Source organism: Actinoplanes sp. NPDC021490, from assembly GCF_055562135.1.
The window spans coordinates 43133-68349 of record NZ_JBVHFW010000009.1 but is presented as its reverse complement, the minus strand read 5'-3'; the positions used below and the strand labels follow the sequence as shown (position 1 = coordinate 68349).

The 25217-nt window shown below is 73.0% G+C and carries 18 protein-coding genes; 17 read left to right on the top strand and 1 reads right to left on the bottom strand.

What is annotated here, in order from left to right; genetic code table 11:
• The first annotated feature begins 3 nt into the window (after positions 1-3).
• The 17 genes from ACZ3I4_RS23560 to ACZ3I4_RS23480 all read left to right on the top strand — a co-directional run bounded on the left by ACZ3I4_RS23560 (position 4) and on the right by ACZ3I4_RS23480 (position 23621).
• Positions 4-864 carry a T4 family baseplate hub assembly chaperone gene (locus ACZ3I4_RS23560; RefSeq protein WP_465384154.1) on the top strand — a complete coding sequence of 287 codons (861 nt, stop codon included), beginning with the start codon at positions 4-6 and terminating at the stop codon, positions 862-864.
• Entirely contained in the window at positions 854-2185 is a 1332-nt protein-coding gene (locus ACZ3I4_RS23555; RefSeq protein ID WP_465384153.1) for a hypothetical protein, read from the top strand. Before ACZ3I4_RS23560 ends, ACZ3I4_RS23555 begins: the two co-directional genes overlap by 11 nt.
• Positions 2182-3021: a Pvc16 family protein gene (locus ACZ3I4_RS23550; RefSeq protein WP_465384152.1), complete on the top strand. Its 840-nt coding sequence runs from the start codon at positions 2182-2184 to the stop codon at positions 3019-3021. Before ACZ3I4_RS23555 ends, ACZ3I4_RS23550 begins: the two co-directional genes overlap by 4 nt.
• Positions 3018-5087, top strand: a complete 2070-nt coding sequence (locus ACZ3I4_RS23545; protein ID WP_465384151.1) for an AAA family ATPase — start codon at positions 3018-3020, stop codon at positions 5085-5087. Before ACZ3I4_RS23550 ends, ACZ3I4_RS23545 begins: the two co-directional genes overlap by 4 nt.
• Positions 5084-6232: a hypothetical protein gene (locus ACZ3I4_RS23540; RefSeq protein WP_465384150.1), complete on the top strand. Its 1149-nt coding sequence runs from the start codon at positions 5084-5086 to the stop codon at positions 6230-6232. Before ACZ3I4_RS23545 ends, ACZ3I4_RS23540 begins: the two co-directional genes overlap by 4 nt.
• Positions 6232-10449, top strand: a complete 4218-nt coding sequence (locus tag ACZ3I4_RS23535; RefSeq protein WP_465384149.1) for an eCIS core domain-containing protein — start codon at positions 6232-6234, stop codon at positions 10447-10449. The genes ACZ3I4_RS23540 and ACZ3I4_RS23535 overlap by 1 nt, the downstream gene beginning before the upstream one ends.
• Positions 10450-10458: 9 nt before the next feature.
• A complete protein-coding gene (locus ACZ3I4_RS23530; protein WP_465384148.1) occupies positions 10459-10911 on the top strand; it encodes a hypothetical protein in 453 nt (150 codons plus the stop codon).
• Between the two features lie 108 nt (positions 10912-11019).
• The gene (locus ACZ3I4_RS23525) at positions 11020-11742 is read left to right on the top strand and encodes a hypothetical protein (protein ID WP_465384147.1); all 723 of its coding nucleotides are present in this window, start codon (positions 11020-11022) and stop codon (positions 11740-11742) included.
• Entirely contained in the window at positions 11739-12329 is a 591-nt protein-coding gene (locus ACZ3I4_RS23520; protein ID WP_465384146.1) for a tail protein X, read from the top strand. Before ACZ3I4_RS23525 ends, ACZ3I4_RS23520 begins: the two co-directional genes overlap by 4 nt.
• A gap of 3 nt (positions 12330-12332) precedes the next feature.
• Positions 12333-13463, top strand: a complete 1131-nt coding sequence (locus tag ACZ3I4_RS23515) for a phage late control D family protein (protein ID WP_465384145.1) — start codon at positions 12333-12335, stop codon at positions 13461-13463.
• Positions 13463-14176, top strand: a complete 714-nt coding sequence (locus ACZ3I4_RS23510; RefSeq protein ID WP_465384144.1) for a phage baseplate assembly protein V — start codon at positions 13463-13465, stop codon at positions 14174-14176. Before ACZ3I4_RS23515 ends, ACZ3I4_RS23510 begins: the two co-directional genes overlap by 1 nt.
• Positions 14177-14180: 4 nt before the next feature.
• On the top strand, positions 14181-14657 hold the full coding sequence (locus ACZ3I4_RS23505; RefSeq protein WP_465384143.1) for a hypothetical protein: 477 nt from the start codon (positions 14181-14183) through the stop codon (positions 14655-14657).
• A gap of 27 nt (positions 14658-14684) precedes the next feature.
• A complete protein-coding gene (locus ACZ3I4_RS23500; RefSeq protein ID WP_465384142.1) occupies positions 14685-15047 on the top strand; it encodes a GPW/gp25 family protein in 363 nt (120 codons plus the stop codon).
• A 15-nt stretch (positions 15048-15062) separates the two neighbouring features.
• Positions 15063-16637, top strand: coding sequence for a baseplate J/gp47 family protein (locus ACZ3I4_RS23495; protein ID WP_465384141.1), 1575 nt, complete (start codon positions 15063-15065; stop codon positions 16635-16637).
• A gap of 1 nt (position 16638) precedes the next feature.
• Positions 16639-18597 (top strand): hypothetical protein, encoded by a 1959-nt coding sequence (locus ACZ3I4_RS23490; RefSeq protein ID WP_465384140.1) that lies wholly within the window; start codon positions 16639-16641, stop codon positions 18595-18597.
• 10 nt (positions 18598-18607) lie between these two features.
• Positions 18608-20122, top strand: coding sequence for an IPT/TIG domain-containing protein (locus ACZ3I4_RS23485; RefSeq protein ID WP_465384139.1), 1515 nt, complete (start codon positions 18608-18610; stop codon positions 20120-20122).
• Between the two features lie 19 nt (positions 20123-20141).
• Positions 20142-23621 carry a peptidoglycan-binding protein gene (locus ACZ3I4_RS23480; protein WP_465384138.1) on the top strand — a complete coding sequence of 1160 codons (3480 nt, stop codon included), beginning with the start codon at positions 20142-20144 and terminating at the stop codon, positions 23619-23621.
• Positions 23622-23782: 161 nt separating this feature from the next.
• On the opposite strand, the gene ACZ3I4_RS23475 is transcribed toward ACZ3I4_RS23480, so the two are convergent.
• Positions 23783-25213, bottom strand: coding sequence for an MFS transporter (locus ACZ3I4_RS23475; protein ID WP_465384137.1), 1431 nt, complete (start codon positions 25211-25213; stop codon positions 23783-23785).
• Positions 25214-25217 lie beyond the last annotated feature (4 nt).

Below are 25217 nucleotides of genomic sequence, written 5' to 3'. Positions count from 1 at the left end.
CCGGTGTCCGGCGGGAGGCTGCCGGGCGGCTGGTTCGACGGCGACGGGCGCCCGCATCGCGACTTCGACCTGGCCGTGCTCACCGGCCGCGAGGAGGAGCTGCTGACCCAGGCCCGCCACCCGCGACCGGCGGCGCTGGTCACCGAGGTGCTGAGCCGGTGTGTGCGGCGCATCGGCGGGATCAGCCCGGTGCCGGTGGAGGTGGCCCGCGACCTGCTCGTCGCCGACCGCCTGCACCTGCTGCTCGAGCTGCGCCGGGCCACCTTCGGCGACCTCGTGCGGGCCACGCTGGTGTGCCCGTGGCCCGCCTGCGGCGAGCGCATCTCGCTGGACTTCTCGCTGGCCGACGTGCCGGTGCAGGAACGCGAACTGGCCGGCCGCTGGCATGTGATGACGCTGGCCGACGGCCGCGAGGCCGAGTTCCGTCTGGTCACCGGGGCCGACCAGGAGGAGCTGGCCGCCCTGGCCGACCACAACGAGGGTGCGGCGCTCACCGCGCTGCTGTCCCGATGCGTACGCCGGATCGGGGCCGGACCGGTGGACGAGAAGACCGCGGCGGCCCTGCCGGCCCGGGTGCGGGCCGAGATCGAGGACCGCATGCGGCAGGTGTCCCCGGGCGTGGCCCAGACGATGGACGCCCGCTGCCCCGAATGCGGACGCGAGTTCACCGCCCCGTTCGACGTGCAGAGCTTCTTCCTGGGCGAGCTGCGCACCGACGGCACCCGGCTCTACCAGGAGATCCACTACCTGGCCTACAACTACCACTGGTCGGAGGCCGAGATCATGGCGATGACCCGCGACAAGCGGCAGCGCTACCTCGACGTCCTGGCCGACGCGATCGGGGCGCTCAACGATGCCGGCTGACGGCGGCTATCTGCTGGGCCTGCTCACCGCCGGGGGCCGGCCGGTGCGGCACCGGGCCGGGGTGCGCGAGTTGCTCGGGCTGCCCGAGGCGGGGGCGCGGATCGCCTTCACGACCCGGCCGCGGGCCGCCCGCTTCGTCTATCCGCGGGCCGGGGGCGTCGCCGCGCCTGCTTCGGCGTGGCAGGTCGAGGTGGTCGAGGATCCGGGGGAGCTGCTTCGTGAGCCGGCCGGACCGGCGTCGTGGTCGGCCTCATCCGCCGCGGAGGTGGACTTGGTGCCGCCGGTCCTCGCCTCGCGTCCGGCCGGATCGGAACGGCCCGATGAGGAGATGCCGTCCGGGAATGCCGCGGTGCGGGCGTCGTCCGGGCCGGGCGGTCCGGTCCTCGTTCGCGTCCCCGGGGTCACGCCGCGCGTTGACTCACCTCCGCCCGGCGGCGCGGACCCGTCGCCGCCACGCCTCGCGTCACCTTCGTCTGGCCGCGCGGACCTGTCGCCGCCTCGCCTCGGCGCGCCTTCGCCCGGGGTGGACTCGCCGGGGGATGAGGCTGCGGCCCCAGGTCTGTCCGCGCCCCGTACGACGGGTGAGCCTGGTTCCTCACCCGCCCGCCCGGTTGCTCTCGACGGGTCATCGGGGCGGGGGCGCGGGCAGGACTCGTCCGCCGATCGACCGGACGTTCCCCATTTCCCGCGGACGCCGCCCGGCCCGGACGCCTTGGCCGATCTCGCGGGCCTGGCCGACACCGTGGCAACAGGCGGTCTCGGGGCGAGTGGCGGTCCGGGGACAGGGACGGGCGGCGGTCCGGGGGTGAGTGGCGGTCCGGGGGTGAGTGGCGGTCCGGGGGTGAGTGGCGGTCCGGGGGTGAGCGGCGGTCCGGGGGTGAGCGGCGGTCGCCGGGCGAACGGCGAGCTTGTGGCGACCGGAAACCCCGGCGGCGAGCGCGGCCCGATCGGGGCCGGCCGAGCCGAGACCGGCCGCGCGTTCGACGTCCGTGGAGCCCGGGGAGACGGCTCCGGGTGGCCGGCCGAGGCTCGCGGCACCGGGGGAGACGGCGCCGCTGATCCCGGACGGGCCATTTCCGGCCGCCCGCTTCCCGCTCCCGCGCGCCCGCTTCCCGGCCCGGGACGCGCGCCCGCCCCTGAGCGAGGACGCCCGGCCGCTCCGGGCTTCGAAGACCCGGGGCGCCACCAGACGCCCGCGCCCCGGGTGCCGGCCCGCCGGGATCCCACGCCGCCGCCCGTGGTGATCGTGCCGCCGCCCGCTCCGGCCGCGTTCTGGGAGCGCCGGACCGTGCGGCGGCTGCGCGGCCGGATTCCGCGATGAGCGCCTCCACCGCGATCGGCATGGTCAGCGCCTCGCTGCGGAATCTGCTGCGCGGCGAGATGGACCTGACCCCGGCGGTCGACGTGACGCTGCTGGCCCCGGACGAGACGGCCGGGCAGCGCCGGATCAACCTGTTCCTCTACAAGATCACCGAGAACGTTTTCCTGAAGAACCAGGACTGGACCGTACGGGCCTCGACACCGCCCGAGCTGATCGGCCCGCCGCTCTCGCTCAACCTGTTCTATCTGCTCACGCCGTACGCGCAGAACGACGCGGTGACCGGCAACGCGTCGGCGCACCAGCTTCTCGGCGATGCCATGCGGGTCTTCCACGAGCATCCCACCGTGCCGCGCGAGCACCTGGAACCCGGCTTGGCCGATGCGCGCGAGCTGGTGCAGATCGCCGGATACGCGCCCGATGCCGAGGAACTGAGCCGCATCTGGACGACGTTCTCGCAGCCGTTCCGCCTGTCGGTGCTGTACCAGGTGTCGACCGTGCAGCTGGACCGCTCGCCCGCCACCGCCCGGCCGGTGCCGCAGCGGGTCCGGCGGATCGGGGTGCCCGAGGTCAGCGCACCCTGGCGGCCCCCCGCGCTCACCGCCATGACCCCCGGCTCGGGGCCGCCCGGCACCGAGGTGACGATCACCGGCGAAAACCTCGCCGGATGGCAGGCCGACGTGGTGACGGGCGACCGGCTCGTGCTGACCGACGCGCCGCTGACCGGTGACACGCTCGTGGCCGCGATCCCGGCCGGCCTGACGCCCGGCTTCCACGAGATCCGCGTCGACATCTCCGCGCTGTGCCGCCGTACGTTCGTCTTCGAGGTGACACCGTGACCGCCGTCGCCGGATATTCCGGCAGCCGGGCCCACCTGGCCGACGAGCTGCGGCGGCTCGACCTGACCATCCGGCGCCGGCTGGCCACCGCCGACCTGCTCAACGACCGGATGCCGCAGGGGCAGACGGCGCGGACCGTCTACATCGGCCGCGACGAGGTCGAGTGGCTGCTCGGCACCGGCGGACCGTCCGCTCCGGCCGTGCCCGAGCTCGACGAGCTGCTCGACCAGATGTCCGGCCTGATCGGGGCGCGGGTGCGGCAGGCCCTGGCCGAGGGCGTCTTCCTCGGGCTGCCCCGGCTCGCCCGCCTGTTCGGGTTGTCGGCCGAGGAGGTCGGCGCCGTGCTGATCTGCCTGGCCCCGGAGCTGCGCCGCAAATACGACCGGCTGTACGCGTACCTGCAGGACGACATCACCCGCAAGCGCCCCAGCGCCGACCTGGTTCTCGAGCTGCTGCACGACGACGAGCACCGGCGGTGGCGCGACCTGCGGCTGTTCGACGACGACGCGCGGCTGCTGCGGCTGGGCATCCTGCGGGCGGTGCCCGATCTGGCCAGCCCGTCCGGCTCCTCGAGTCTGGGCCGGTTCCTCGCCCTGGACCCGCGGATTCGCCGCTATCTGCTGGAGGAGCCCGGTCCGGGCGTCCCGGCCGACGCCGACGGCGCCACCGAGGAGGCCGACGGCCTGGCCCGGATGGCCGCCCGGCACGGGATCACCCTCGACGAGCCGGGCCCGGCGCTCGTGTTCGCCCTGCACGGGCCGCCCGGTTCCGGCCGGCGCGACCTGGCCCGCCAGGTGAGCGCTCGGCTCGGGATGCCGCTGCTGACGATGGACGCGGCGCGCTTGGACGCCGTACGGGAAAGTCGTCTGCAAGGGGCGGCCCTCTGCCTGACCGGTCTGGACGACGCGCCCGACGGTCCCGGCCCGTTGCTGTCCGCGCTGGAGGAGCTGGGCGGTCTCGCCTTCGTGATCACCGCCGAACCGTGGCGGGACGTGGCCGGGCCCGGCGAGGTGGTCGTGCACGACGTCCCGCTGCGACCGCCGGACGTGCCGCGCAGCACCGCCCTGTGGACCCGGGCCCTGTCCGGCCGTACGCCCTCGGCCGAGCCCTGGGCCGCCGAGCTGGCCGCGACCTTCCGGCTCGGACCGGCCGTGATCCGCGCGGCCGCCGCGGCCGCCGACCGCCGCCGGATGACCGCGGCCGAACCGCACGAGCTGACCCTGGCCGACGTGTTCGCGGCCTGCCGCGAGCGGTCCACCGGGCGGCTGGGCGATCTCGCCGTCGTGGTCCGGCCCACCTGCGGCTGGGACGACCTGGTGCTGCCCGCGCCGCAGACCCGCATGCTGCACGACATCTGCGCCCAGACCCGGCACCGGCAGCGGGTCTATGCCCAGTGGGGGTTCGGCACGCTCGGCGGGCGCGGCACCGGGGTGACCGCGTTGTTCGGCGGCCCGCCGGGAGCCGGCAAGACGATGGCGGCCGAAGTGCTCGCGGCCGAGCTGGGCCTGGACCTCTATCGGGTCGACCTGTCCGGGGTGGTCAGCAAGTACGTCGGCGAGACCGAGAAGAACCTGCGCCGCGTGTTCGCCGAGGCCCGCGACGGCAACGCGATCCTGTTCTTCGACGAGGCCGACGCGCTGTTCGGCAAGCGCACCGAGGTGTCCGACGCCCACGACCGGTACGCGAACATCGAGACGAGCTATCTGCTGCAGCAGATGGAGCAGTACGACGGCCTGGTCGTGCTGGCCACCAACCTGCGGCAGAACCTGGACGACGCGTTCACCCGGCGGCTGCGCTTCGTCGTCGAGTTCCCCTTCCCCGACGCCGCGGGCCGGGCCCGGATCTGGCGCACCCATCTGCCGGACGCGGCGCCGGTGGCCGCCGACGTGGACCCCGACGCGCTGGGCCGCGAGTTCGAGGTGGCCGGCGGGACGATCCGCACCATCGTGCTGAACGCGGCCTTCCTGGCGGCGGCCGACGGCCAGGTGATCGACCGGGGGCACATCCTGGACAGCACGCGCCGCGAGTTCGACAAGATCGGGCGGCTCTGGACCGGGCCGCGATGAGCGACGACCACTTCACCCTCATGTCGCCCGGCCGGACCGGCCGCACGACGTCGCCGCCGGCGCCCGCGCACAAACCACCGGAGGGGACGAGCCGCGACCGCGCGCTCGGCAACACCTACCTGGCCCGGACGACGTACACGACGATCAGCATGGAGTTCGACGGCACCGACTTGATCGTCCTCGGCGACGGCCGGGAGATCTTCCGTACGGCGGCCCAGTCCGGCCGGCCCGTGGTCCTGCGGGACGAGGACGCCAAGGCGGCCGGCGCGAACCCGGTGACCGACTCGTACATGAACGACAGGCGGTTCGCCGGGGTGAAGGACTTCGGGCCGATCCCCGAGGGCACGTACACGTTCCGGCCCTCCGGCATCGAGAAGTTCGACCTCGGCGAGCGGCTGAAGCTCGAACTGGGCGGGGTGTTCGGCGCGGGCGAGGTGACCGTGCGGGGCCGGAAGATCCACGCCGGGGACTGGGGGAGCGGCCGGGTCGCGCTCACGCCCGGACGGCTGCGGCAGGGCCCGTTCGGCGACGTCACCAAGCGCGACGGGTTCTTCCTGCACGGCGGTCTGCTCTCGGGCAGCTCCGGGTGCATCGACGTGGGCGGCGACTTCGACCGGGTCGCCGAGCTGCTCGACGGCTACGGCAAACCGGTCACCGTCACCGTGCGGTACCGCAACGAGCCGCCGGTGCCGGGCTTCCTGCAGGGCGCCTCGGGCGCGCTGGCGTACGGGCGGGCCCGGCTGGATCACGGTCCCAGCTTCGGCCTCGGCGCGGAGTTCGGGCCGGGTGGCCCGCGGGCGCTCGCCTCGGCCGGATACGACCTGGTGCTGCAGTGGGCGGGCGGTGCGCTGCGGGCGGGCGCCCGCCTCGACGTGCCCTTCACCGACCAGGCGTCGTTCGTGCGGGCCGGGGTCGGTGGCGGCCTCGACTTCCGGCTGTTCCGGCCGCTGTACGGGCGGCTCGTCGGCGGCTACAGCTGGGATCTCGGCGGCCCGTCCCCGCGGCAGGGTCCCGAGGCCGGCGGCGGCCTGCGTCTCGATCTGGGCTCCACCCAGTGGGAGGCCCTCTATCAGGTGCTGCGCCCGGCCGCCGACAGCGACCAGCAGGTCCACCAGGCACTGCTCCGGCTGGGTTTCCGATTCTGATGCCGTCCGCCCGCGCCGCCACCCACGCCGCCCCGGCCGTTCCGGCCCGCCCGGCCCGGCCCGCCCCGGCGCCGGCCGTGCTGCCCGAGCAAGCGCCGCAACGCACGCTCGGCAACGCCTACCTCGGCGGGCAGGCGACCCTGTCCGCCCCCGGCGACCAGCCCGAACAGGCGGCCCACGCGCGGGCCCGGCAGGTGCTGTCGGCTCCACCCGGAGTGTCGCCGCCCGACGGTCCGGCCGCGCCCCGGCTGCCCGCCGGGGTGCCGGCCGCGGTGGCCGAGCAGGCCGGATCCGGGCGCCCCCTCGGGCCCGCGGAACGCGCGTACTTCGAGCCACGGTTCGGTTCGGACCTGGGCGGCGTTCGGCTGCACGACGATCCGCGGGCGGCCGCGCTCGCCGACGCGGCCGGGGCCGCCGCGTTCACCGCGGGCAGCCACATCTTCCTCGGGCCCGAGGGCTCGGCGGCCGGATATCCGTTGCTGGCCCACGAGCTCGCCCACGTCGAGCAGCGGCACGAGGGACCGGTGCTGTGGCGGGCCCCCAAGTCCAAGGGCGGCGGGGGAGGCGGGGCCACCACCCGGCTCGAGGTGTGGGCCGACAGCCTGGGCTGGGCCGCGCAGACACTGGCGGCCGCGTTCAAGCAGCGGCTCGGGCTGCGCCGGCGGCTGTTCGTCGGCCTGTCGACACGCACCCTGTCGTTCTTCGACACCGACGGCGCCCCGATCGACCAGGTCGCCGTCAAGGAGGATCAGCGGTTCTCGTTCGAGCGCGGGGTCTACGTCAACGAGGGCGGGCGCCTGGTGGCGATCACCATCTTCGTGGGCCGGCCGGAGGGTCCGTGGATGCCCGAGTCGGCCAAGGGCTCGATCGTCGGTCACCGGCTTGCGGACCGCGAGAGCGGCGCGGCCTCCGCCCCGGGCGAGGAGACCGCGACCCGTAAGGAAACGGCCAAGCCGGCCAAGACGGCCAAAACGGCCGAGCCCGAGCTGTTCCATTTCGAGGACATCGTGGCCGACTCCGGCCGGGTGCGCGCGGTGCTGGCCCAGGTCGCCACAGCCGACATCGTCTATTTCGTGCCGGCCATCGAGTCGAAGGACACCCGGGTCGGCAAGGGCAGCGGCACCGGGTCGGCCACCTACACCGGACAGGTCGACACCCGCGGCGACGGTCTGCCCGCGAACGCGCCGCCCTGGCCGGTCTCGATCGAGGGCCCGAAGCTGGTGCCCACCGAGGCCAACCCCACCTACGGCTCGACGATCGACTGGGGCGCCAACGGCAACTTCTCCGCCCGCGACCAGGCGTTCGCCCAGCTCGGCGAGAGCATCCACTACCGGTGGGAGCGGTTCGACATCACCAGGTACGCCCGGGAACTGGAAGCGAAGAACCCCGGCGGGCCCGCGCGGCCGACCCTGGAGGAGCGGAAGGCCACGCTCACCGCGTCCAAGGCCGGGACGGGCGAGGACGTCACCGGCATGGGCGGCGCCCGGCACGAGTTCGCCCGCGAGTTCGAGGACTGGTGGAAGGAGAGCAAACAGGCCCGGCGCGGCGTCACCGATCCGGGCGGCGACACGCTCGGCGAGCGGCTCTCGAACTCCGCCGCCAACCGGCTGGCCCTCGAACTGGCGCCGGTGTCGTTGCTGGTCACCACGCTCGGCGCGACCCTGCGGCTGATCGCCGACCTGTTCGCCGGGCCCCGGGTGCAGCAGGAGATCCCGTTCGAGAACGAGGGTGTCTTCCTGATCCGGGTGATCACCACACCGGCGGTCAACGAGGACCGCCAGGGCAACCCGATCGTCCGGCCGCCCTCGGTCGCGTCCCGGGTCACCGAGGTCACCTCGATGGACCGTAGCGTCCGGGAGTCGCTCGACGAGCCCGGCGCCCAACTGGCCGAGCTGCAGGCGCAGATCGACCTGGCCCGGAACAACGGCGACACCGCCAAGGTGGAACACCTCACGGCACTGCTCGCGGCCGCCCGGCAGAACTTCGAGGGCACACCGCTCGAGCTGCTGCGCCGCCGGCGAGCAGCCAAACCGAACGACCCCAACGTCACCGGGTACGCCCGGGAGCAGCAGATCGAACAGCTCGACGACCAGATCGCCCTGGCCGTCCGGCACGAGCAGGAACGCACGGCCGGCGCCGGAGCCGAGCTGGCCCCGGCCCGGCGGCTCAACGCCACGCTGATCTCCGAGGTGACCGGCGAGCAGTATCCGCTGCTGCTCTCGGCCGGTCCGATGGCGCGGGACGGGGAGAAGTACCGCTGGATGGTCAGCGACGTCACCAACCGCGACGGCGAGGCGTACGTGGGGATAGCCGACACCCCGAGCGGCGCGCTGCGATCGGCGCTCATCAAGTTCGGCGGCAAGGCGGCGTACGGGAAAGGTCGCATCGGGGTGCGCACGGCGGGACTCGGCCTGGAAGCGAAGGCCGACCCCGAGATCCTGGTCGACAGCCGGCCGACCGGCTGGGCCCTCGCCGAGAAGCGCCTCGACGACCTGGTGATGACGCTGGCCGCGCTCGGCCTGTTCGTGGCCTCGGCGGGCACGGCCGGCGCGGTGGTCGGCGCCGCGGTGGCCGCCGCCCGCCTGATCCACCGCTGGCAGGCCGGCACCCTGCGGCTGGACGCGCAGGCCGTCACCGACGTGCTGGGCGTGCTCGGAGGGATCGGCGCGACCAGTCAGCTGGCGGCCGGACTGCGCGTGCAGCGGTTCGAGAAGGCGTTCGTGATCACGATGGAGGGCCGCACCACCACCGCCCAGCTCGAGGCGGCGGCGGCCGCGCTGCGCGGGGCCGAGATCCTGGCCAAGGTGGTGGCGGTGGCCAACGAGGCGGTCAACTACGGCGGTCTGCTCTGGGGCAACGTCCAGTTCCTGGACCAGATGATCTCGATCTCGGCCCAGGAGAGGTCGGGGTCGATCACGCACGCGGCCGCGCGGCGCCAGCGTGCCGGGGCGATCTCGTCGGCCGTGCAGAACAACGGTTTGCTGATCGCGGGCAACATCATCAAGGCCAAGGGCCGCAATGTCACCGAGAAGCCCCCGGCGACCGAGAAGCCGGCGGTGACCGAGAAGCCGGGTGTGACCGAGAAGCCTGCCGGCACGGAGAAGCCGCCGGTCGAGGAGCCGTTGCGCGGGGAGGGCACGCCGGCCCGGCCCGAGCAGCTGCCCATCGGCGAGCGTCCGGCGACCCTGGGCGAGCTGCGCGAGGCGCTTCCCACCGACCTGCGCGAGAAGCTGACCGTGGACCCGGCCCTGGAGGGCGACTCGGTGCTGGTCGACTTCAAGGTGGATCCGGCGACCGAGCTGATCACCGAGATCGGCATCCGCTGCGGCCCGGACGCCCGGCCCGGCACCGTCGCCCTGCACACCGGCACCGTGCGGGCGATGCAGAAGTATCAGGGCTTCTCCGGACGGGTGCAACGGGCCGTCAACTGGCTGCGCGGGCTGGCCGGGTTCGAGACGCTGCGGCCCACCGACCCGCATTTCGTGGCCTACCACGAGGTGCTCAAGCTGCCCAAGGTCGTACGGGCGCAGATGGAACGCATGGCCACGATGGATCCGGCCGCCCGCGACCTGGCCGAGGGCGAGCTGGCCAAGCTGCAGGCCGACCTGGACCGCCACCTGCGCACCCTCGACCTGGGTCCGGTCGGCGAGAACACCGGCTACGTCGCGGCCGAGGGGCTGTCGCGGGCCAAGCAGCGGCGCTACGCCGAGCTGCTGGAGGAGCTGCGCAAGTACGACCCCGGCACCGACCAGCACAGGGATGTCCGCCGGAAGATGTACGAGCTGGTCGGCGGCACGCTCGAGATGACGGCCTGGGAGAGCATCTACCGCGCCAACGTCAACCGGGCCCGCAAGGCCAACGCCGTGGTGGCCGCCGAGCACACCCGCCTCGGCTGGGGCGAGACCGAGGTGACCGTCGAGGTCGGCGGCGAGGTGCGACGGCTGGACATCGCCGACGTCAAGACCCGCCGGGGCATCGAGATCAAGGCGTACGAGACCGGCCGCATCTATGCTTCCGAGGAGATCCTGTCCGAGGTGCGGCGCGACGCGGCCCTCGTACGCCGGGGCTGGAACATCAAGTGGGTCATGATCGACACCGAGGTCAGCGCCCCGCTGCTGGAGGCCCTGCGGACGGCCCGGATCCTGGTCGAGTTCCGCGACACCGTCGGTGGCGGCACCGAGTTCTCCCGCCGCGTGCTGCCGCCCCGAAAACCATGAGGACGACTGATGGCCGAGGACGAACTGGCGGCGCTGCGCCTGCACAGCGACGCCGAATTCCAGGCGTGGCTGGCGCGTGACCTGGAGGATCGCGACGATCTCTACGAGCTGATCGGGCACGAGCTGGGCATCGGCGCCGAGTCGCTGGACGAGCTGGAATCCTTTCTGCTCAACCGGTACCCGGCGCCCGGTGACGCGCTGCGCCTCGACCAGCGCGCGGTCACCGGGGCCGCGGCCCGGCACGCCGGCCTGGTGCTGCTGCTCGCCATCGACGGAGCGAGCTGGGACATCGACCTCACCGACCCGGCGGACGCCTACTATCGGCTGCCGGTGGTGCGGCTGCCCGACGGTTCCGCCGAGTGCCCGCTGTCGCTGGTGACCGCCGTCCTCGACCGCCGCACCGGCGACTACCTTCGCGGCGTCACCGAGGCCCTGATCGAGGACGCCGAAGCCGCCGGCTGAACACCCGCGGACCGGCTGGGGACCAGGAGGTACCAGGGGCGTGCCTGGTCCCTAAGTGGGAGTCTGTGTCTATTCTGCGCCGGCCCGCCGCGCTCGTACGGTGATGCCATGAGCGACGGATTCCCCGGCAAACCCAAGGTGCTGCGGGGCGCCTTCGTCGAGTTCGGGCTCAGCCTGCCGCCGCTGTTCGTGGTCTTCCAGTACAACCCGCTGCAGCTGACCCGCAACCGCTCGCTGACCTTCGCGGCGCCCGGCACCACCGGCACGGCCGCCACCGCGACGAACCAGGCCCCGGCCGTGCCCACCCGCTCGCTGCGCCAGTTCCACGCCGGGCTGAGCGACCTGACCGAACTGCGCGAGCAGCAACTGGTGACGGTCGACGAGCAGACCATCGGCTTCGACATCCGGCTGGACGCCACCGACCGGCTCGACGACCGCAACACCATCGCCGAGCAGTACGGCATCGCGCCGCAACTGTCCACCCTGGAGCTGATGGTCCAGCCCAAGCAGGAGAGCCTGCTCGGGGCGGCGCTGAGCACCCTGCTGGGCAAGCCGGAGGGGTTCAGCTTCACCCGCGGCGAGAACCCGCCGATGGTGCTGTTCGTCTTCGGGCGCAAACGGGTGCTGCCGGTGAACATCAACTCGCTGAACATCACCGAGACCGAGTTCAGCACCGAGCTCAACCCGGTGCGCGCCACCGTCGCCGTCAGCCTCACCGTGATCGAGGGCTCGAGCGTGCCGTACCTGTACTCGAAGGCGATGACCGAGGCGATGTCGGTGCTCAACCTGGCCAACGTGGCCGAACTGACCGACGTCGTGGTTCCGGGGTGACGGCCGTGTTCGACGCGCAGTCCCGCTACCGTGACGTCCCCGACGTGGCCGTGCCCGACGCCCGGGGCCGGATGGTGCTGGCCAAGGAGCCACGGATCGTTCCGCCCGTGCCCGGCACCTTCCGGCACGTGGTGACCGCGGGCGACCGGCTCGACCAGCTGGCCTGGAAGTACTACGGGCGACCGGCCCGGTTCTGGCGGATCTGCGACGCCAACCCCGGCTTCCTGTCGCCGCTGGCGATGCTCGGCCAGGAGACGATCGGCACCGTCCGCATCCCGGTCACCATCGCCGGTGAACCGCCCTGGGCCGCGCTGGCCGAGGCTCTGCGGGCCGTCGCCGGGGTTGACCGCGTGCTGATCGACGACGGCACTCGGCTGGCCCGGCGGGAGCAGGTGGTGAACGGCGAGAGGATCACCGTCACCGTGGCCGAGCCCGACCGGTCGGTCGCCGTGACCTTCCACCGCGCCCGCATCGGGGTGGCCGCGCTGATCGCCGAGATCCGCCAGGCCGGCTTCAGCCCCGGCCCGCCGGCCGACGTGGGACAGGTGGGCCGGTCGATCATCGTGCCCGTCGCGGGCGGGGGCTGAGCCATGCCGCACGACAGCCTGCGCATCGAGATCGGCGGCGCCGAGATTCCCCGCCTGTACGACGATCTGCTGGCCCTCGAGGTCGAGCTGGACGATCAGCTCACCGGCATGTTCCGGATGACGATCGCCCTGCAGCCCCGGCCCGACGGGTCGTGGCCCTACCTCGACGACGAGAAGTTCGTGGTGTGGCAGCGGGTGAGCATCAGCGCGGGCCTGACCGGCGACATCCCGGTGCTGATCACCGGTTACGTCACCCATCTGCGGCCCGACTTCGGCCCCGGCGCCGAGCAATGTGTGCTGCAGGTGTGGGGCCTGGACGCCGGGGTGCTGATGGACCGCGTGGACCGGCTGCGCGCCTGGGCGGGCAAACGCGACAGCGACATCGCCAAGGAGATCTTCCAGGAGCACGGCCTCAAGCCGGTGGTCACCGGCACCGGCGTGGTGCACGACGAGCAGGTGTCCACGATCGTGCAGCGGGAGACCGACCTGCAGCTGCTCAAGCGGCTGGCGCTGCGCAACGGCTTCGAGTGCTGGGTCGACGGCGGCGCCGGCCACTTCGGCCCGGCCGGGCTGACCGGCCCGCCGCAGCCCGTGCTGGCCGTGCAGTTCGGCCCGGAGACCACGGTCACCCGCTTCCGGCTCGAGGTCGACGCGCTCGCCCCGGCCGAGGTGGCCATGCACCAGCTCGACCGGATCACCGGCGAGACCCTCGGCGCGACCGCGGTCCGGGGCTCGGAGAAGCTGCTCGGCGCCTCCGGCGAGGACGCGCTGCGGCCGGCCACGATCGCGGCCGGGCGGGTCGAGGTGGCGCAGACCGTCGCGACCGGGCTGCCCGAGATGGAGACGCTCTGCCGGGGCCTGCACGATCGGGGCGCCTGGTTCGTGACCGGCGAGGGCGAGGTCGCCGCCAACCAGTACGGCTGGGTCCTCAAGCCGCACGGCACGGTCACGATCAAGGGCGTCGGAGCGGCATACAGCGGGGTCTACTACGTCACCCACGTGACCCACCGGTTCACCGCCGACGGGTACCGGCAGGAGTTCAAGGTGCGCCGCAACGCGTTGAAGCCGGCCGGGGACGAACAGTTCACCGCCGCGGCGGCGGGCGGGCTGCTCTCCGTGGCGGTGGGCTTGTGATGCGGACCGGACGGGACTCCGACGAGCTCGAGCGGGTGGTGGCGTCGCTCGTCGAGCGGGTCGAGCGGCGGTTCTTCGGCAAGTACCGCGGCCGGGTGACCGACAACGAGGACCCGCTGCGCCTGGGCCGGCTGCGGGTCTGCGTGCCCAGCGTGCTCGGCCCGGACGTGGTCACCGGCTGGGCCACCCCGTGCGCCGCCTACGGAGGCGCGGCCGGGCAGGGCCTGCTGCTGGTGCCCGACCGCAAGGCCGGGGTGTGGGTCGAGTTCGAGGAGGGCGACCCGGAGTTCCCGATCTGGTCGGGCACCTATTGGACCAAGCCGGCCGGCGGCAGCGAGCTGCCGGTGCCGCACGCCGCGGACGGCACCGCGGCCGACGCCCCGCAGGCCGTCCCGACCCGCAAGACGTTCACGACGGCCAAGGGCCACTCGTGGCAGTTCGAGGACGCCGAAGGAGCCGAGGCGGTGCTGCTGCGCGAGGGCGTGAAGGGCCACCGGATCGTCCTGGACGCCGACGGGATCACCATCACCGACGCCGACGGCAACGTCGTCGTGCTCGGCGACAGGTCCATCCGGTTCACCGACGCCACCGGCAACGCGATCGAGCTGACCCCGGACGCGGTGACCCTGACCGCCAAGAAGCCGCTGACCATCGACGCGTCCGGCCAGCCGGTCCGCATCGTCGGCAAGTCGATCGCGCTCGAGAAGGGGTGACCCGATGGCGAAGGCGCTGGTGGTCAAGGACGACCCGGTCGACGGCACCGACAAGCACGACGTGCTCGGCTCGACCACGTCGAATCCGCCCGCCGTCTACAGCGGGAAGGGCGACTACAAGTACCAGGGCGCGGTAACCGGCGGGCTGAGCGATTTCGTCACCGTCGGCGGCTCCCCGCTCGCGCTGGTCACCAGCACCAGCAGCCTGCGCAAGGAGGGCGCCCTCGCACATCAGGCGCTCAGCGGCAGCGGGTACGACCCGGCCACGCCCCCGCCCAACCCGGCGACCCTCAGCTTCGTGCCGCCGGCCGGGGTCGGCGACGGCCGCCCGGGCGCCGAGGCGGGCAGCGCGCTGCTCACCGCCGGTGCCGTCAAGGCGCTGCTGCACGGCGATCCGTTCGACACCTGCGGCATCAAAGGCGGCGAGGGCAGCAGCACCGTCGCCGCCACCAAGCAGAGCTTCGTGACCTGTTCGGCCTGAACAACTTCGGTGTGAGAGGAGGCAGCCGTGCCCACCGGCTTCGGATTCCCGTTCGCGGTGTCCGCGCGCGGCGTCATCGCGCCCGACCCGGACGACGACGCCGACCTGCGCGGCCGCGTCGTGCAGGTGCTGCTGACCACGCCGGGGGAGCGGATCAACCAGCCCGAGTTCGGATGCGGGCTGTTCAACCTGGTCTTCGACCCCAACAACACGATCATGGCGGCGGCGGTGGAGTTCACCGTCGGGCAGGCGCTCACCCGGTGGCTGGGCGACGAGCTGGTCGTGGCCGGGGTGGACGTGCGCTCGCACGAGGAGGAGCTGATCGTCGAGGTCGCCTACGTGCGCCGCCGGGATCTGGTCCACCGCGCGGTCCGGGTGCAGTTCCGGTGACGGGCGGCGCCGGCCATGGCTGAGCTCGCGAGGATCGACGGCCGTCAGGTCGTCGACTACATGGCCCGGGACTACGAGAGCCTGCTGGCGGCGATGCGGCAGCGGATTCCGGAGAAACTGCCGGAGTGGCGCGGCTTCGCCGGCGAGGCCGACTTCGGCAACGTGCTCCTGGAACTGTTCGCCCATCTCGGCGACATCCTCAGCTTCTATCAGGACCGGGTGGCCAACGAGAGCTTCCTGGGCACTGCCCGCACCCGGCGCAGCGTGATCGAGCACCTGCGCCTGATCGGCTACGAGCTGGGCACCGCCGCGCCCGCCTCGGCCGACCTGACGCTGTCGGTGCCCGCGGCGGTGACCGACCGGGTGACGATCCGGGCCGGGGACGCCTTCGTCACCGCCAGCGAACGGGACCGGCCCAGCATCCGGTTCGAATACACCCGCGCCAACGACCTCGTCGTCGACTTCGGCGACCCGCGGCAGGTCACGGTGGACCCGGGCAGCGGCCGCAAGGTGTTCCACAGCGTGCCGGTCGAACAGGGCCGGACCTTCACGGCCCAGGTACTGGGCGACTCCGACGGCTCGGCCGACCAGCGCTTCCCGCTGCCGCATCCCGGGGTGGTGCTGCGGCCGCCCGGCGACGCCCTGCCCGCCGCCGTCACGGTGACCACCACGCTGCCCGACGGCACCGTGCAGGAGTGGGCGCTGCGCGAGACGCTCGCCTTCAGCCCGCCCGGCGCGCCCGACTTCGCCGTCCGGGTCGACGACCAGGACGTGGCCACCGTGGTCTTCGGCGACGACCGGGCCGGCGCCATCCCGCAGAACGGCGCCCGCGTGCAGGCCTCGTACCGGGTCGGTGGCGGCGCCGACGGCAACGTGCCCCCGGGGGCCATCGCCATCATCCTCGAATCGCCGCTGGCCTTGCTCGGGGCGGCGGTGACCAACCCGGGAGGGGCGGCCGGGGGCGCCGACCGGGAGAGCGTGGAGCACGCCGTGCGGCACGCCCCGGCGGTGTTCCGTTCGCTGCGCCGCGCGGTCACCGCGGCCGACTACGAGGCGATCGCGGCCAGCTTCAAGGGCGTCGCCAAGGTTCGCGCCGTCGCCTCCAGCTGGAACGAGGTGACCCTGTTCGTGGCGCCCGAGGGGGGCCGGCACGGCGAGCACGTCAGCGACGTGCTCGAGGCCAACCTGCGCGCCTACTTCGAGGACAAGCGGATGCTCAGCCAGATCATCGAGATCGCCGACGTCGACTACGTGCCGATCCGGGTGACGGCCGAGGTGGCGGTGGAGAGCTACTACGTCACCGAGGACGTGCTGGCCCAGGTCCGCGCGGCCGGCGCCGGCCTGCTGGCGTTCGACCGGGTCGGGTTCGGCGAGATCGTATTCCTGAGCCGGTTCTACGAGCGCTGCCAGGACGTGCCGGGAGTGCAGTTCGTCAACATCACCGAGTTCCGCCGCGGCGACAATCCGGGCGAGGGCCCGGTCGAGGCGGACGGTGTGATCACCCTCGATGCGGGCGAGATCCCGATCGTCCCCGCCGCGCGCGACTACGCGGACGGGATCCGGGTCGTCGCGGTCCCGGCGGTGCGCTGACATGCGCCTGACGACGATCGCCGCCGTGGCCCACCCCGAGGGCCACCGCATCGACCTGAGCTGGGCCGCCCCGCCGGCCGGGGTGGGCGTGCTGCTGCGGCGCCGCGAGGGCGGGCACCCGGCCGATCCGGACGACGGAGAGAAGGTCGCCGAGGGGCTGGGGCTGGCGTCCGCCTCCGACCGCGATCTCCGCGCCGAGACCGTGCACTACTACACGCTGTTCCCGTACACCGAGGAGCCGCGCACCTACTTGCCCGACCCGCGCAACCAGGTCTCGGCCACCGCCCTGGCCCCGTACGACTTCGCCGGTCTGATGTTCGGCCTGCTGCCCTCGCTCTACCACCGCTACGACGCCACGCGGCTGCCCCGGCCCGGCACGGTCGCCGCGCCGGACGAGAACAAGGGACAGCTGCGCCGATATCTCGAGCTGCCCGGCGGCGAGCTCGACCGGATGTACAGCCTGGCCCGGACCCTGCTCGACCTGGCCGACGTCGAGCGGGTCGACGGCGCGCTGCTGCCGCTGCTGGCCGAGTGGATCGGCTGGCGTACGGACTTCGGCCTGCCGGTCGCCGCCCGGCGCGCCGAGCTCCGCCACGCCCCGCGCGTCTATCAGACCATCGGCGGGCTGGACGCGCTCGCCGCCACGGTCGCCCGGGTGACCCGGTGGCCCAGCCGCACCAAGGAGTACGTCCACAACGTCGCGCGCACCAACCAGCCCGAGCGGCTGGACCTGTGGTCGCTCACGCGCGCGGCCGACGGCACCCCGGGCGAGACGTCGCGGGCCTCGGTCAATTTCGCGTACGACGGCCGTCCGGTCCTCGTGGATCCGGGCGACGGCGGCCTGCTGGCGGTCTACCACACGCATCGCCGGCACGGCTGGGACATCTGGGCCAAGCGCCACACCGCGGCCGGTGGCTGGGCGCCGAGCGCGCCACTGGTCAGCCGGCCCGGCATCGACAAGCACCCGGCCGCGGCCCGGGCGGGCGACCGGACCTGGGTGTTCTGGCAGAGCCTCGACCCGCGGCAGCCCGAGCCGCGCTGGCAGATCACCTTCGTCACCGGGGACGGCGGTGTCTGGAGCGAGCCCGGCACCTTCGGCGATGCCGGGGAGGCCGAGCGGCAGCTTCCCGTCGCGGCGGCCGACGACACCGGGATCTGGCTGCTCTGGCAGCAGGACGGGCGGGTCCGCTACCAACGGCACGACGGCCAGGACTGGCAGCCCGCCGAGCCGGCCACGCTGACCGGCGAGGAAGCCGGCGAGGACCCGTACGCGGTGGTGGCGGCCGGGCGGCTCTGGCTGTTCTGGGTGCGTGACGAGCCGGCCGGTCCGCCCGGCCAGACCCGCCGCACGATCGCCTACCGGGTCAAGCAGAGCCTGGACCCGGCCGTCGGCGACTGGTCACCGGCGCGGACCGTGCCCAAGGGAGCGGACGGCGACTACCACGACCGGTTCCCGTACGCGCGACCCGTGGCCGGCGGTGTCGAGCTGCTCTGGAGCACCGCGGCCGGCGGCGGCCCGGCCATCGTGGCGGCGACGGTGGATCCGGCCGGGAACACGTGGACGCCGCCACGGACGGTCGTTCCCGGCCCGTACGGGAACCGCGGTGTGGCCCTGGCCGGTCTGCCCGGCGGTGGGTCGCTGGTGCTGTACCGCTCGAACCGCGGCGTGCTCGACAACCGGAACGCCGGAAGCTCGACTGTGGACACCCGGTGGGAGGCCAAGCTCGCGCTGCGCGGCACCTACGACGACTTCCAGACCTATCTGCACGACGCCCGGGCCGGACGCGGCGGCAGCGACCGCCGGATCGCCCGCCACGTGGCCGGCGTCTTCCTGGAGCCGCAGGCCGCCCGGCCCGCCGTCACCGACCCCGGCGAGATCCGGGCCGCCGTGGACCGGCTGGCCGGCGCTCTGCCCGACTTCCTGCCGGCGACGGCCCGGACGGTCCTGATCACCCCGTAGGAGCGTGGAGATGGCCGATTACTCGATCACGCCGGAGCGGCTGCTCGCGGCGAGCCGGGAGCTGGGATACATCGGCCTGCACATCGAGCAGGGCGTGCCGATCCTGGACCGCGACCTCAACCTCATGCACGACCTGGTCGCGCAGACCGTCCGCGAGATCGTCACCCGCTACATCGGCGACGGCTCCCCGGCCGGGACCGGCGGTTTCGCCGTACAGGCGCTCCCGGCCGAACAGGACTTCCTGATCTCGGCCGGTCCGCAGGCCGGGCCGGGCCGCTACCTGGTCGCGGGCATCGAGGTGGTGATCGACCAGCCGGTCCGCTACGGGGCCCAGACCGGAGTGGACGACTTGACCACGCCGGAGGCCCCGCAACCCGACCCGCGGATCGACACCGTCTATCTCGACGTGTTCCTGGAGGAGGTCGACTCGGGCACCGACCGGACGCTGCGCAACACCACCGACGTCGGCGTGCAGACCTCGGTGCGGCTGCGGCCGGCCTGGGTCGTCCGGGTGGCCGAGGGCGCCGGTCTGCCGCCGGCCCCGCCCGGGCACAACCTCCACGTGCTGGCCCGGCTGACCCGCCCGCACGGCAACCCGGCCGTCACCGCCGCCATGATCAGCGACCGGCGGCAAGGCGGGCTGACCGTTTCGGATCTGGAGCGCCGGTTGCGACGGGTGGAGACGGCGCTGCTGCCGGCCTTCGTCACGCCGCAGTTCACGCCGAAGCTCGGCTCGCCCGGCGAGGAGGTGCTGATCTTCGGGACGAACTTCAACGTCGGCGCGGTCCAGGTGTTGTTCTCCGACGTCCCGGCGGCCCGGGTGACGGTCGAGTCGGCCACCCGGATCACCGCGCGGGTGCCGCGCGGGGTCGCCACCGAGGGCGTGGCCGCGCAGGTTCTGATCAGCGTCGAGAACGCGGCCGGGCGCACCTCCACCACCGCCGCGTTCACCGTCCTGCCGGTGCCCGCCTTCGCCCCGCCCGGCGCCCAGTTCGATCCGGACACGGGCGACCGGCAGACCCAGGTCACCCTGCGCGGCGCGAACTTCAACGTGGACGGGTTCGCGGTCAGCTTCGGCGGCGTGCCCGCCCCGGACGTCGCCGACCGCACCGCCCGGCAGGCGAAGGTGCGCGTCCCGCCCGGCGTCGTGCCCGTGGGCAGCACCTCGCGGACAGTGGCGATCACGGTGACGACCGAGGCCGGCAGCGTGGACAGCGACGACCAGTTCGTCGCCACCCAGGCCGTCCCGGCGCCCGCGTTCGCCGGCGCCGGCCCGCAGTTCACGCCCAAGCAGGGCAACCGCGACGAGGAGATCACCCTCAACGGCAGCAACTTCGGCTTCGCGCCGCTGACCGTCCGGTTCGGCGCCGTCCCCGTTCCCCCGGCCGGGGTCACCTCGGTCACCCCCGGCCAGATCAAGGTCAAGGTGCCGATCGTGGCGTCACCCCCGCAGCAGGTGACCATCAGCGTCGAGACGCCGGGCGGCACCGCACAGTCGAGCACCAAGTTCACCGTCACCGGTTGAGGTCACAAGGAGACCAGCCATGACATTCGAGGTCTATCCGCACGCGCCCGGCAACCCGCCGACCGACCCGCTCGAGGTGGCCAAGGGCTCCGAGCAGTCCAGCACCATCACCCAGCGCACCGGGCCGGCGGTGATCGCCAACTCGTACGTGAAGATGATGTTCATCCGGGTGGCGATGAACGGTCCCGGCCCGGCTCCCACCCTGTCCCTGCGCACCGGGCTGGGCGACGCCGTGGTGGCCACGGCCACGGCGAGGGCCGTCTACCGCGGTCCCGACCCGGTCGACTACGTCGGCGACGTGCAGCTCGTCACGCTCAATGAGGCGACCGGGGTCTGGCAGATCCGGATGGGCTTCGACGCGGACACCAGCGAGACCTGGGAGCTGGTCATCCGCAACAACGACACGGTCAACGACCAGGAGTTCACGTGGGTGGTGGCGACGACCGTGGCCGAGACCGCCCAGCCGTGGATCTCGGTCGCGCCCGGCCTGCTGCCGATCAGCTCGCTGATCAACCGGACCGGCTCCACCGACCTCAAGATCGAGCAGAGCGTGCAGGTGACGAACCGCGGCACGGCCCCGCTGACGGTCACCGCGGTCGACCCGGCGCCGGCCGCCCCGCTCGAACTGCGCACCGCGCTGCCGTTCACGGTCGCGCCGGGCAGCGTCAAGGATCTGGTCGTTCGCTACACCCCGCCCAGCTCGGGGCCCGTGCAGCAGTCGGCCACGATGACCGTCAAGTGCAACCCGCCGGACACCACCGCGGGCGTCTTCCCCGCCCACAACCAGCAGCTCAAGGTGACCGCGAAAGCCCAGGAGCTGGAGGTCGTGCTGCTGCTCGACGACTCCGGCAGCATGGCCTGGGACGCGCTCGGCGACAACCTGCCCGCCAACTCGCCGATCTCGCGCTGGGGTGAGCTCGAATCGGCCGCCAACAACTTCCTCGACCTGCTGGCCCACTTCGCCGCCGGGCGCGGCCGGTTCGGCATCGCCCGCTTCCCGGCCCCCGACCCGGCCAACCCGTCGACCTTCGACCTCGTGCCGATGACCCCCATCACCCCGGCGATGAGCACCGCCCAGACGGCGATCTCGGCCGTCGAACCCTTCAACAGCACGCCGATGGGCGACGGTCTGTTCCGGGTGCTCGGGCCGGCCGGCTACTTCGGCCCGCAGACCGACAACCGGCGCTGGCTGATCCTGATGAGCGACGGCGCGCACAACTCCGGCACGCACAACCCGCGCGAGTTCACCACCGCCGGCAACTCGCCGATCGACCGCAACATCAGCCTGTTCGCGGTGGCGTACGGGATCGACGGCCACAGCGACGTCGACCACGGGCTGCTCAAGGAGCTGGCCGACGCGTCTCTGCTCGGCCAGATCCGGCAGGTCGACACCGAGTTCGTCACCGCCTCCACCCTCGCCCTGCAACTGCGCGACACCATCAAGTCGGGGCTGACCGGCGCCACCTCGCCGCTGGACCCGGCGGCCCGGTTCGTCATCACCAGCCAGCGCGAGGCCCGGCACGACGTGGTCATCACCCCGTACGACACCCGGGCCGCCTTCGTGCTGAACTGGAACACCCCCGACTTCGGCCGCCTGCGCCTCGAACTGATCACCGCCGGGCAGAAGCGGCTCACCCCCGAGGACGTGCAGGCCGGCAGGTTCCCAGGGGTCACCTTCCGGGCCGGTGACCGCTCACAGACCTACCTGGTCGACCCCGGTTTCCTGCCCGGCCAGGCCGGCACGTGGACCTACGTGATCACCCACCCGGAAATCATCATCAACGTCGCCGACCCGGAGCGCGACGTCTTCCAGTTCGAGGACTACGTCTACGACACGGTCGTCGAGTCCACGCTGCGCCTGGAGCTGTCCACCGACCGCGACACCTACTACGCGGGCGACCCGATCACCGTCGCCGCCCGGCTGACCGCCCGCGGGCTGCCGGTGCGCGACGCCAACGTGTTCCTGTCCAACACCCGCCCCGACCAGTCGTTCACGAACTGGCTGGCCGCCCTGAGGGTGCCCGAGGACGCGCTGGCCCGCGCCCGTGACGAACTCCGCGGCAAGGACGCCGGCCCGCGGCTGATCAAGCAACGCGGCGCGCAGATCGCCGGGCTCACCTTCCCGGGCGGCCCGGCCCCGCAGACGCTGGCGATGACGGACCGGCGAAGCGACGGAACCTATCGGGCGACGGTCGGCCAGACCTCGGTGCCCGAGAAGTACACGTTCTATGTGACCGCGGTCGGGGTCACCAGCGACGGTGTCAGTTTCCGCCGGGAGGCCAAGCTCGAGACGTTCGTGCTGGTCCGGCCCGACCCCGCGTTCACCCAGGTCTCCATGGTCGAGCTGGCGCCCGGACAGGCCGCCGTGACGGTCATCCCGCGCGACCAGTTCGGCAACGTGCTGCTGGTCGACCCGGACGTGTCGCCCAGCTTCGACGTGGTGGTCAAGGACGGCACCCTCGGCGACATCGTGAGCCCGCTCGACGGCACCTACACGACGATCGTCACGTTCGACCCGAAGGTCAGCAAGAGCCCGTCCATCGGCTTCGACTTCGCCGACACGGTGGTGGTCAACCCGGTCAAGTTCAACTCGTTCGACACGCTGGTCTTCCCCGACACGGTGATCGACTTCGCCCCCGGACCGGTGACCCGGTTGAACAGCCACCCCGACCCCAGGAACGCGCTGGGCACGATGGTGCGCCGCGACCCCGACCGCTTCGTCGCGCTGGGCGCCAACGGCAAGCTCGCCCTGGGCGTCTCGGGCAAGGTGATCAAGGCGCAGGGCCGGGACGACGTGACCGTGTTCGTCGCCGACTCCCCGGAACCGCGCAGCTATCGGCTCGAGGCGCTCGGTCCGGGCGGGAAGTGGGTGAGCCTGGGCGACTCGATCGGCGTCACCCAGGCGTTCGCGCTGAAGACGGCCGGGCTGACGGCCACGGCGGGCGTCCGGATCGTCGACACCAGCGGGCGTACCCGCGACGGCGACCTCAACATGCTGGAGCTGCCCGGCGTCAACGTGCGCGGGGTCGGCTTCGTGTCGGTCGCCCGCGAGAACCAGCCGGCGCTGCGGCCGTTCCCCGAGATCCGCAAGAACGCCCGGAACCACCCGGTGAAGACCCTCCAGCACCTGCTGCGGGCCCACAAACACCAGGTCGGGGCCGACGGCGTGTTCGGGCCGGCCACCGACGCGGCGGTGCGCGCCTTCCAGAAGGAGAAGAAGCTGGCGGTGGACGGCGTCGTGGGACCGAAGACGTGGCCGGCCCTGCTGGTCACGGTCCGGCGCAACAGCAAGGGGGAGGCGGTGCGGGGGGCGCAGGAGGAAATGCGGTTCCGGCCGCCGGCCAAGACCCTCGATGTCGACGGCGAGTTCGGGCCCAAGACCGAGGCCGCCGTACGCGCGTACCAGAAGGTGATCGCGGAGGATGTGACGCCGTTCCCGGTCGACGGCATCGTGGGGCCGCTCACCTGGCAGGCGATGATCAGCGGAATGCCGGTCTGACCCGGTCGTCCGTCCCCGTTTGCCGGCGCCGGGCTCGTGTCCGGCGCCGGCCCTCGCCCGGGCTGCGGCCCTCGTCCGGGCTGCGGCCCTTGGGCCGGGCTGCGGCTCTTGGGCCGGCTGCGGTGCTCGTGCCGGGCTGCGGGCCTTGTGCCCGGCTCTGGTCAGGCCGGCGCTGGGACGTCGATCAGCTCGGACGAGGTGCGCTCGGCCGTGGCGCGGGCCCGGCTGCCCGTGGTGAGCACGCCCAGCACCAGGACGGCCAGGCCGCAGCCGACGATGATCCACCACCCGGTGTGGCTGGCCCGGGCGAACTCGGCCGCCATCGGGCCGGTCAGGCCGGAGACCACCGCGGCCCCGATCACGGCCACGCCCAGCGAACCACCCACCTGACGCGACGTCGACGCGATGGCCGCCGCCACCCCGGCCTGGGCGCGCGGCATGCCCGACACCGCGGTGTTGGTGATGGGCGCGTTGACCAGGCCGAAGCCGATGCCGAAGAGCAGGTAGCAGCCGATCAGCAGGGCCACCGGCGTGGTCGCGGTCAGGCGGGTGAGCGGCAGCATGGCCAGCGTCATCGCGGCGCCGGCCAGGATCAGGGGAAGCCGGGCCCCCCGGGTGCCGACGAGCCGGCCCGAGATCGGCGCGAAGAGGGCGGTCATGGCGGCCATCGGCAGGGTGTAGAGGCCGGCGTGCAGGGCGGACAGGCCGCGTACGTCCTGCAGGTAGAGGGTGTTGAGGAACAGGAAACCGGCCAGGGCGCCGAACGCCGACACCGCGATCACGGTCGCCCCGCTGAACGGGACGCTGCGGAAGAAGCGCAGGTCGAGCAGCGGTTCGTTGCGCCGGGGCTCGTAGACCAGCAGGCCGGCCAGCGCCGCCGCGCCCAGCACGAAACAACCGACGATCTCGGCCGAGCCCCAGCCCGCGCCGGGGCCTTCGATGATCCCGTACGTGACCGAGGCCAGCAGGATAAGCACGAGGGCCTGGCCCAGCGGGTCGATGCGGCGCGGTTTCGGCGCCCGCGACTCGGGCACGAACAGGGCGGTCAGCGCGATGGCGGCGATGCCGACCGGCACGTTGAGCCAGAAGATCGACCGCCAGCCCAGCGACTCGACCAGCACGCCGCCGACCAGCGGTCCGAGAGCCATGCTGAGGCCGACCACGCCGCCCCACACGCCGATCGCCCGGGCCCGCTCGCGCGGCTCGGTGAACGTGTTGGTGATGATCGACATGGCTACCGGGTTGAGCATCGAGCCGCCGACCGCCTGCACCATCCGGAACGCGATCAGCCAGCCCAGGCCCGGGGCGACGCTGCACAGCAGGGAACCCACGGTGAACAGGGCCAGCCCGGTCTGGAAGGTGCGGCGGCGGCCCACCCGGTCGGCGGTGCTCCCGGCCAGGATCAGCAGGCTGGCCAGCACGAGCGTGTACGCGTCGATCACCCACTGCAGACCGGCCACCGACGTGTCCAGGTCGGTCCGCAACGCCGGCAGCGCGATGTTCACGATGGTGTTGTCGAGCCCGACGATGAACAGGCTCAGACAGCAGATGGCCAGCACGAGGGCGCGGCGGCGGGGACTGAGGTCGGGCACTCTA

What these genes read in the sequence shown, in the direction of transcription:
- ACZ3I4_RS23525 (WP_465384147.1), top strand. Translation starts at nt 11,020, where the DNA reads ATGAGCGACGGATTCCCCGGCAAACCCAAGGTGCTGCGGGGCGCCTTC.
- ACZ3I4_RS23485 (WP_465384139.1), top strand. Translation starts at nt 18,608, where the DNA reads ATGGCCGATTACTCGATCACGCCGGAGCGGCTGCTCGCGGCGAGCCGG.
- ACZ3I4_RS23495 (WP_465384141.1), top strand. Translation starts at nt 15,063, where the DNA reads ATGGCTGAGCTCGCGAGGATCGACGGCCGTCAGGTCGTCGACTACATG.
- ACZ3I4_RS23530 (WP_465384148.1), top strand. Translation starts at nt 10,459, where the DNA reads ATGGCCGAGGACGAACTGGCGGCGCTGCGCCTGCACAGCGACGCCGAA.
- ACZ3I4_RS23515 (WP_465384145.1), top strand. Translation starts at nt 12,333, where the DNA reads ATGCCGCACGACAGCCTGCGCATCGAGATCGGCGGCGCCGAGATTCCC.
- ACZ3I4_RS23535 (WP_465384149.1), top strand. Translation starts at nt 6,232, where the DNA reads ATGCCGTCCGCCCGCGCCGCCACCCACGCCGCCCCGGCCGTTCCGGCC.
- ACZ3I4_RS23510 (WP_465384144.1), top strand. Translation starts at nt 13,463, where the DNA reads ATGCGGACCGGACGGGACTCCGACGAGCTCGAGCGGGTGGTGGCGTCG.
- ACZ3I4_RS23555 (WP_465384153.1), top strand. Translation starts at nt 854, where the DNA reads ATGCCGGCTGACGGCGGCTATCTGCTGGGCCTGCTCACCGCCGGGGGC.
- ACZ3I4_RS23550 (WP_465384152.1), top strand. Translation starts at nt 2,182, where the DNA reads ATGAGCGCCTCCACCGCGATCGGCATGGTCAGCGCCTCGCTGCGGAAT.
- ACZ3I4_RS23505 (WP_465384143.1), top strand. Translation starts at nt 14,181, where the DNA reads ATGGCGAAGGCGCTGGTGGTCAAGGACGACCCGGTCGACGGCACCGAC.
- ACZ3I4_RS23540 (WP_465384150.1), top strand. Translation starts at nt 5,084, where the DNA reads ATGAGCGACGACCACTTCACCCTCATGTCGCCCGGCCGGACCGGCCGC.
- ACZ3I4_RS23480 (WP_465384138.1), top strand. Translation starts at nt 20,142, where the DNA reads ATGACATTCGAGGTCTATCCGCACGCGCCCGGCAACCCGCCGACCGAC.
- ACZ3I4_RS23490 (WP_465384140.1), top strand. Translation starts at nt 16,639, where the DNA reads ATGCGCCTGACGACGATCGCCGCCGTGGCCCACCCCGAGGGCCACCGC.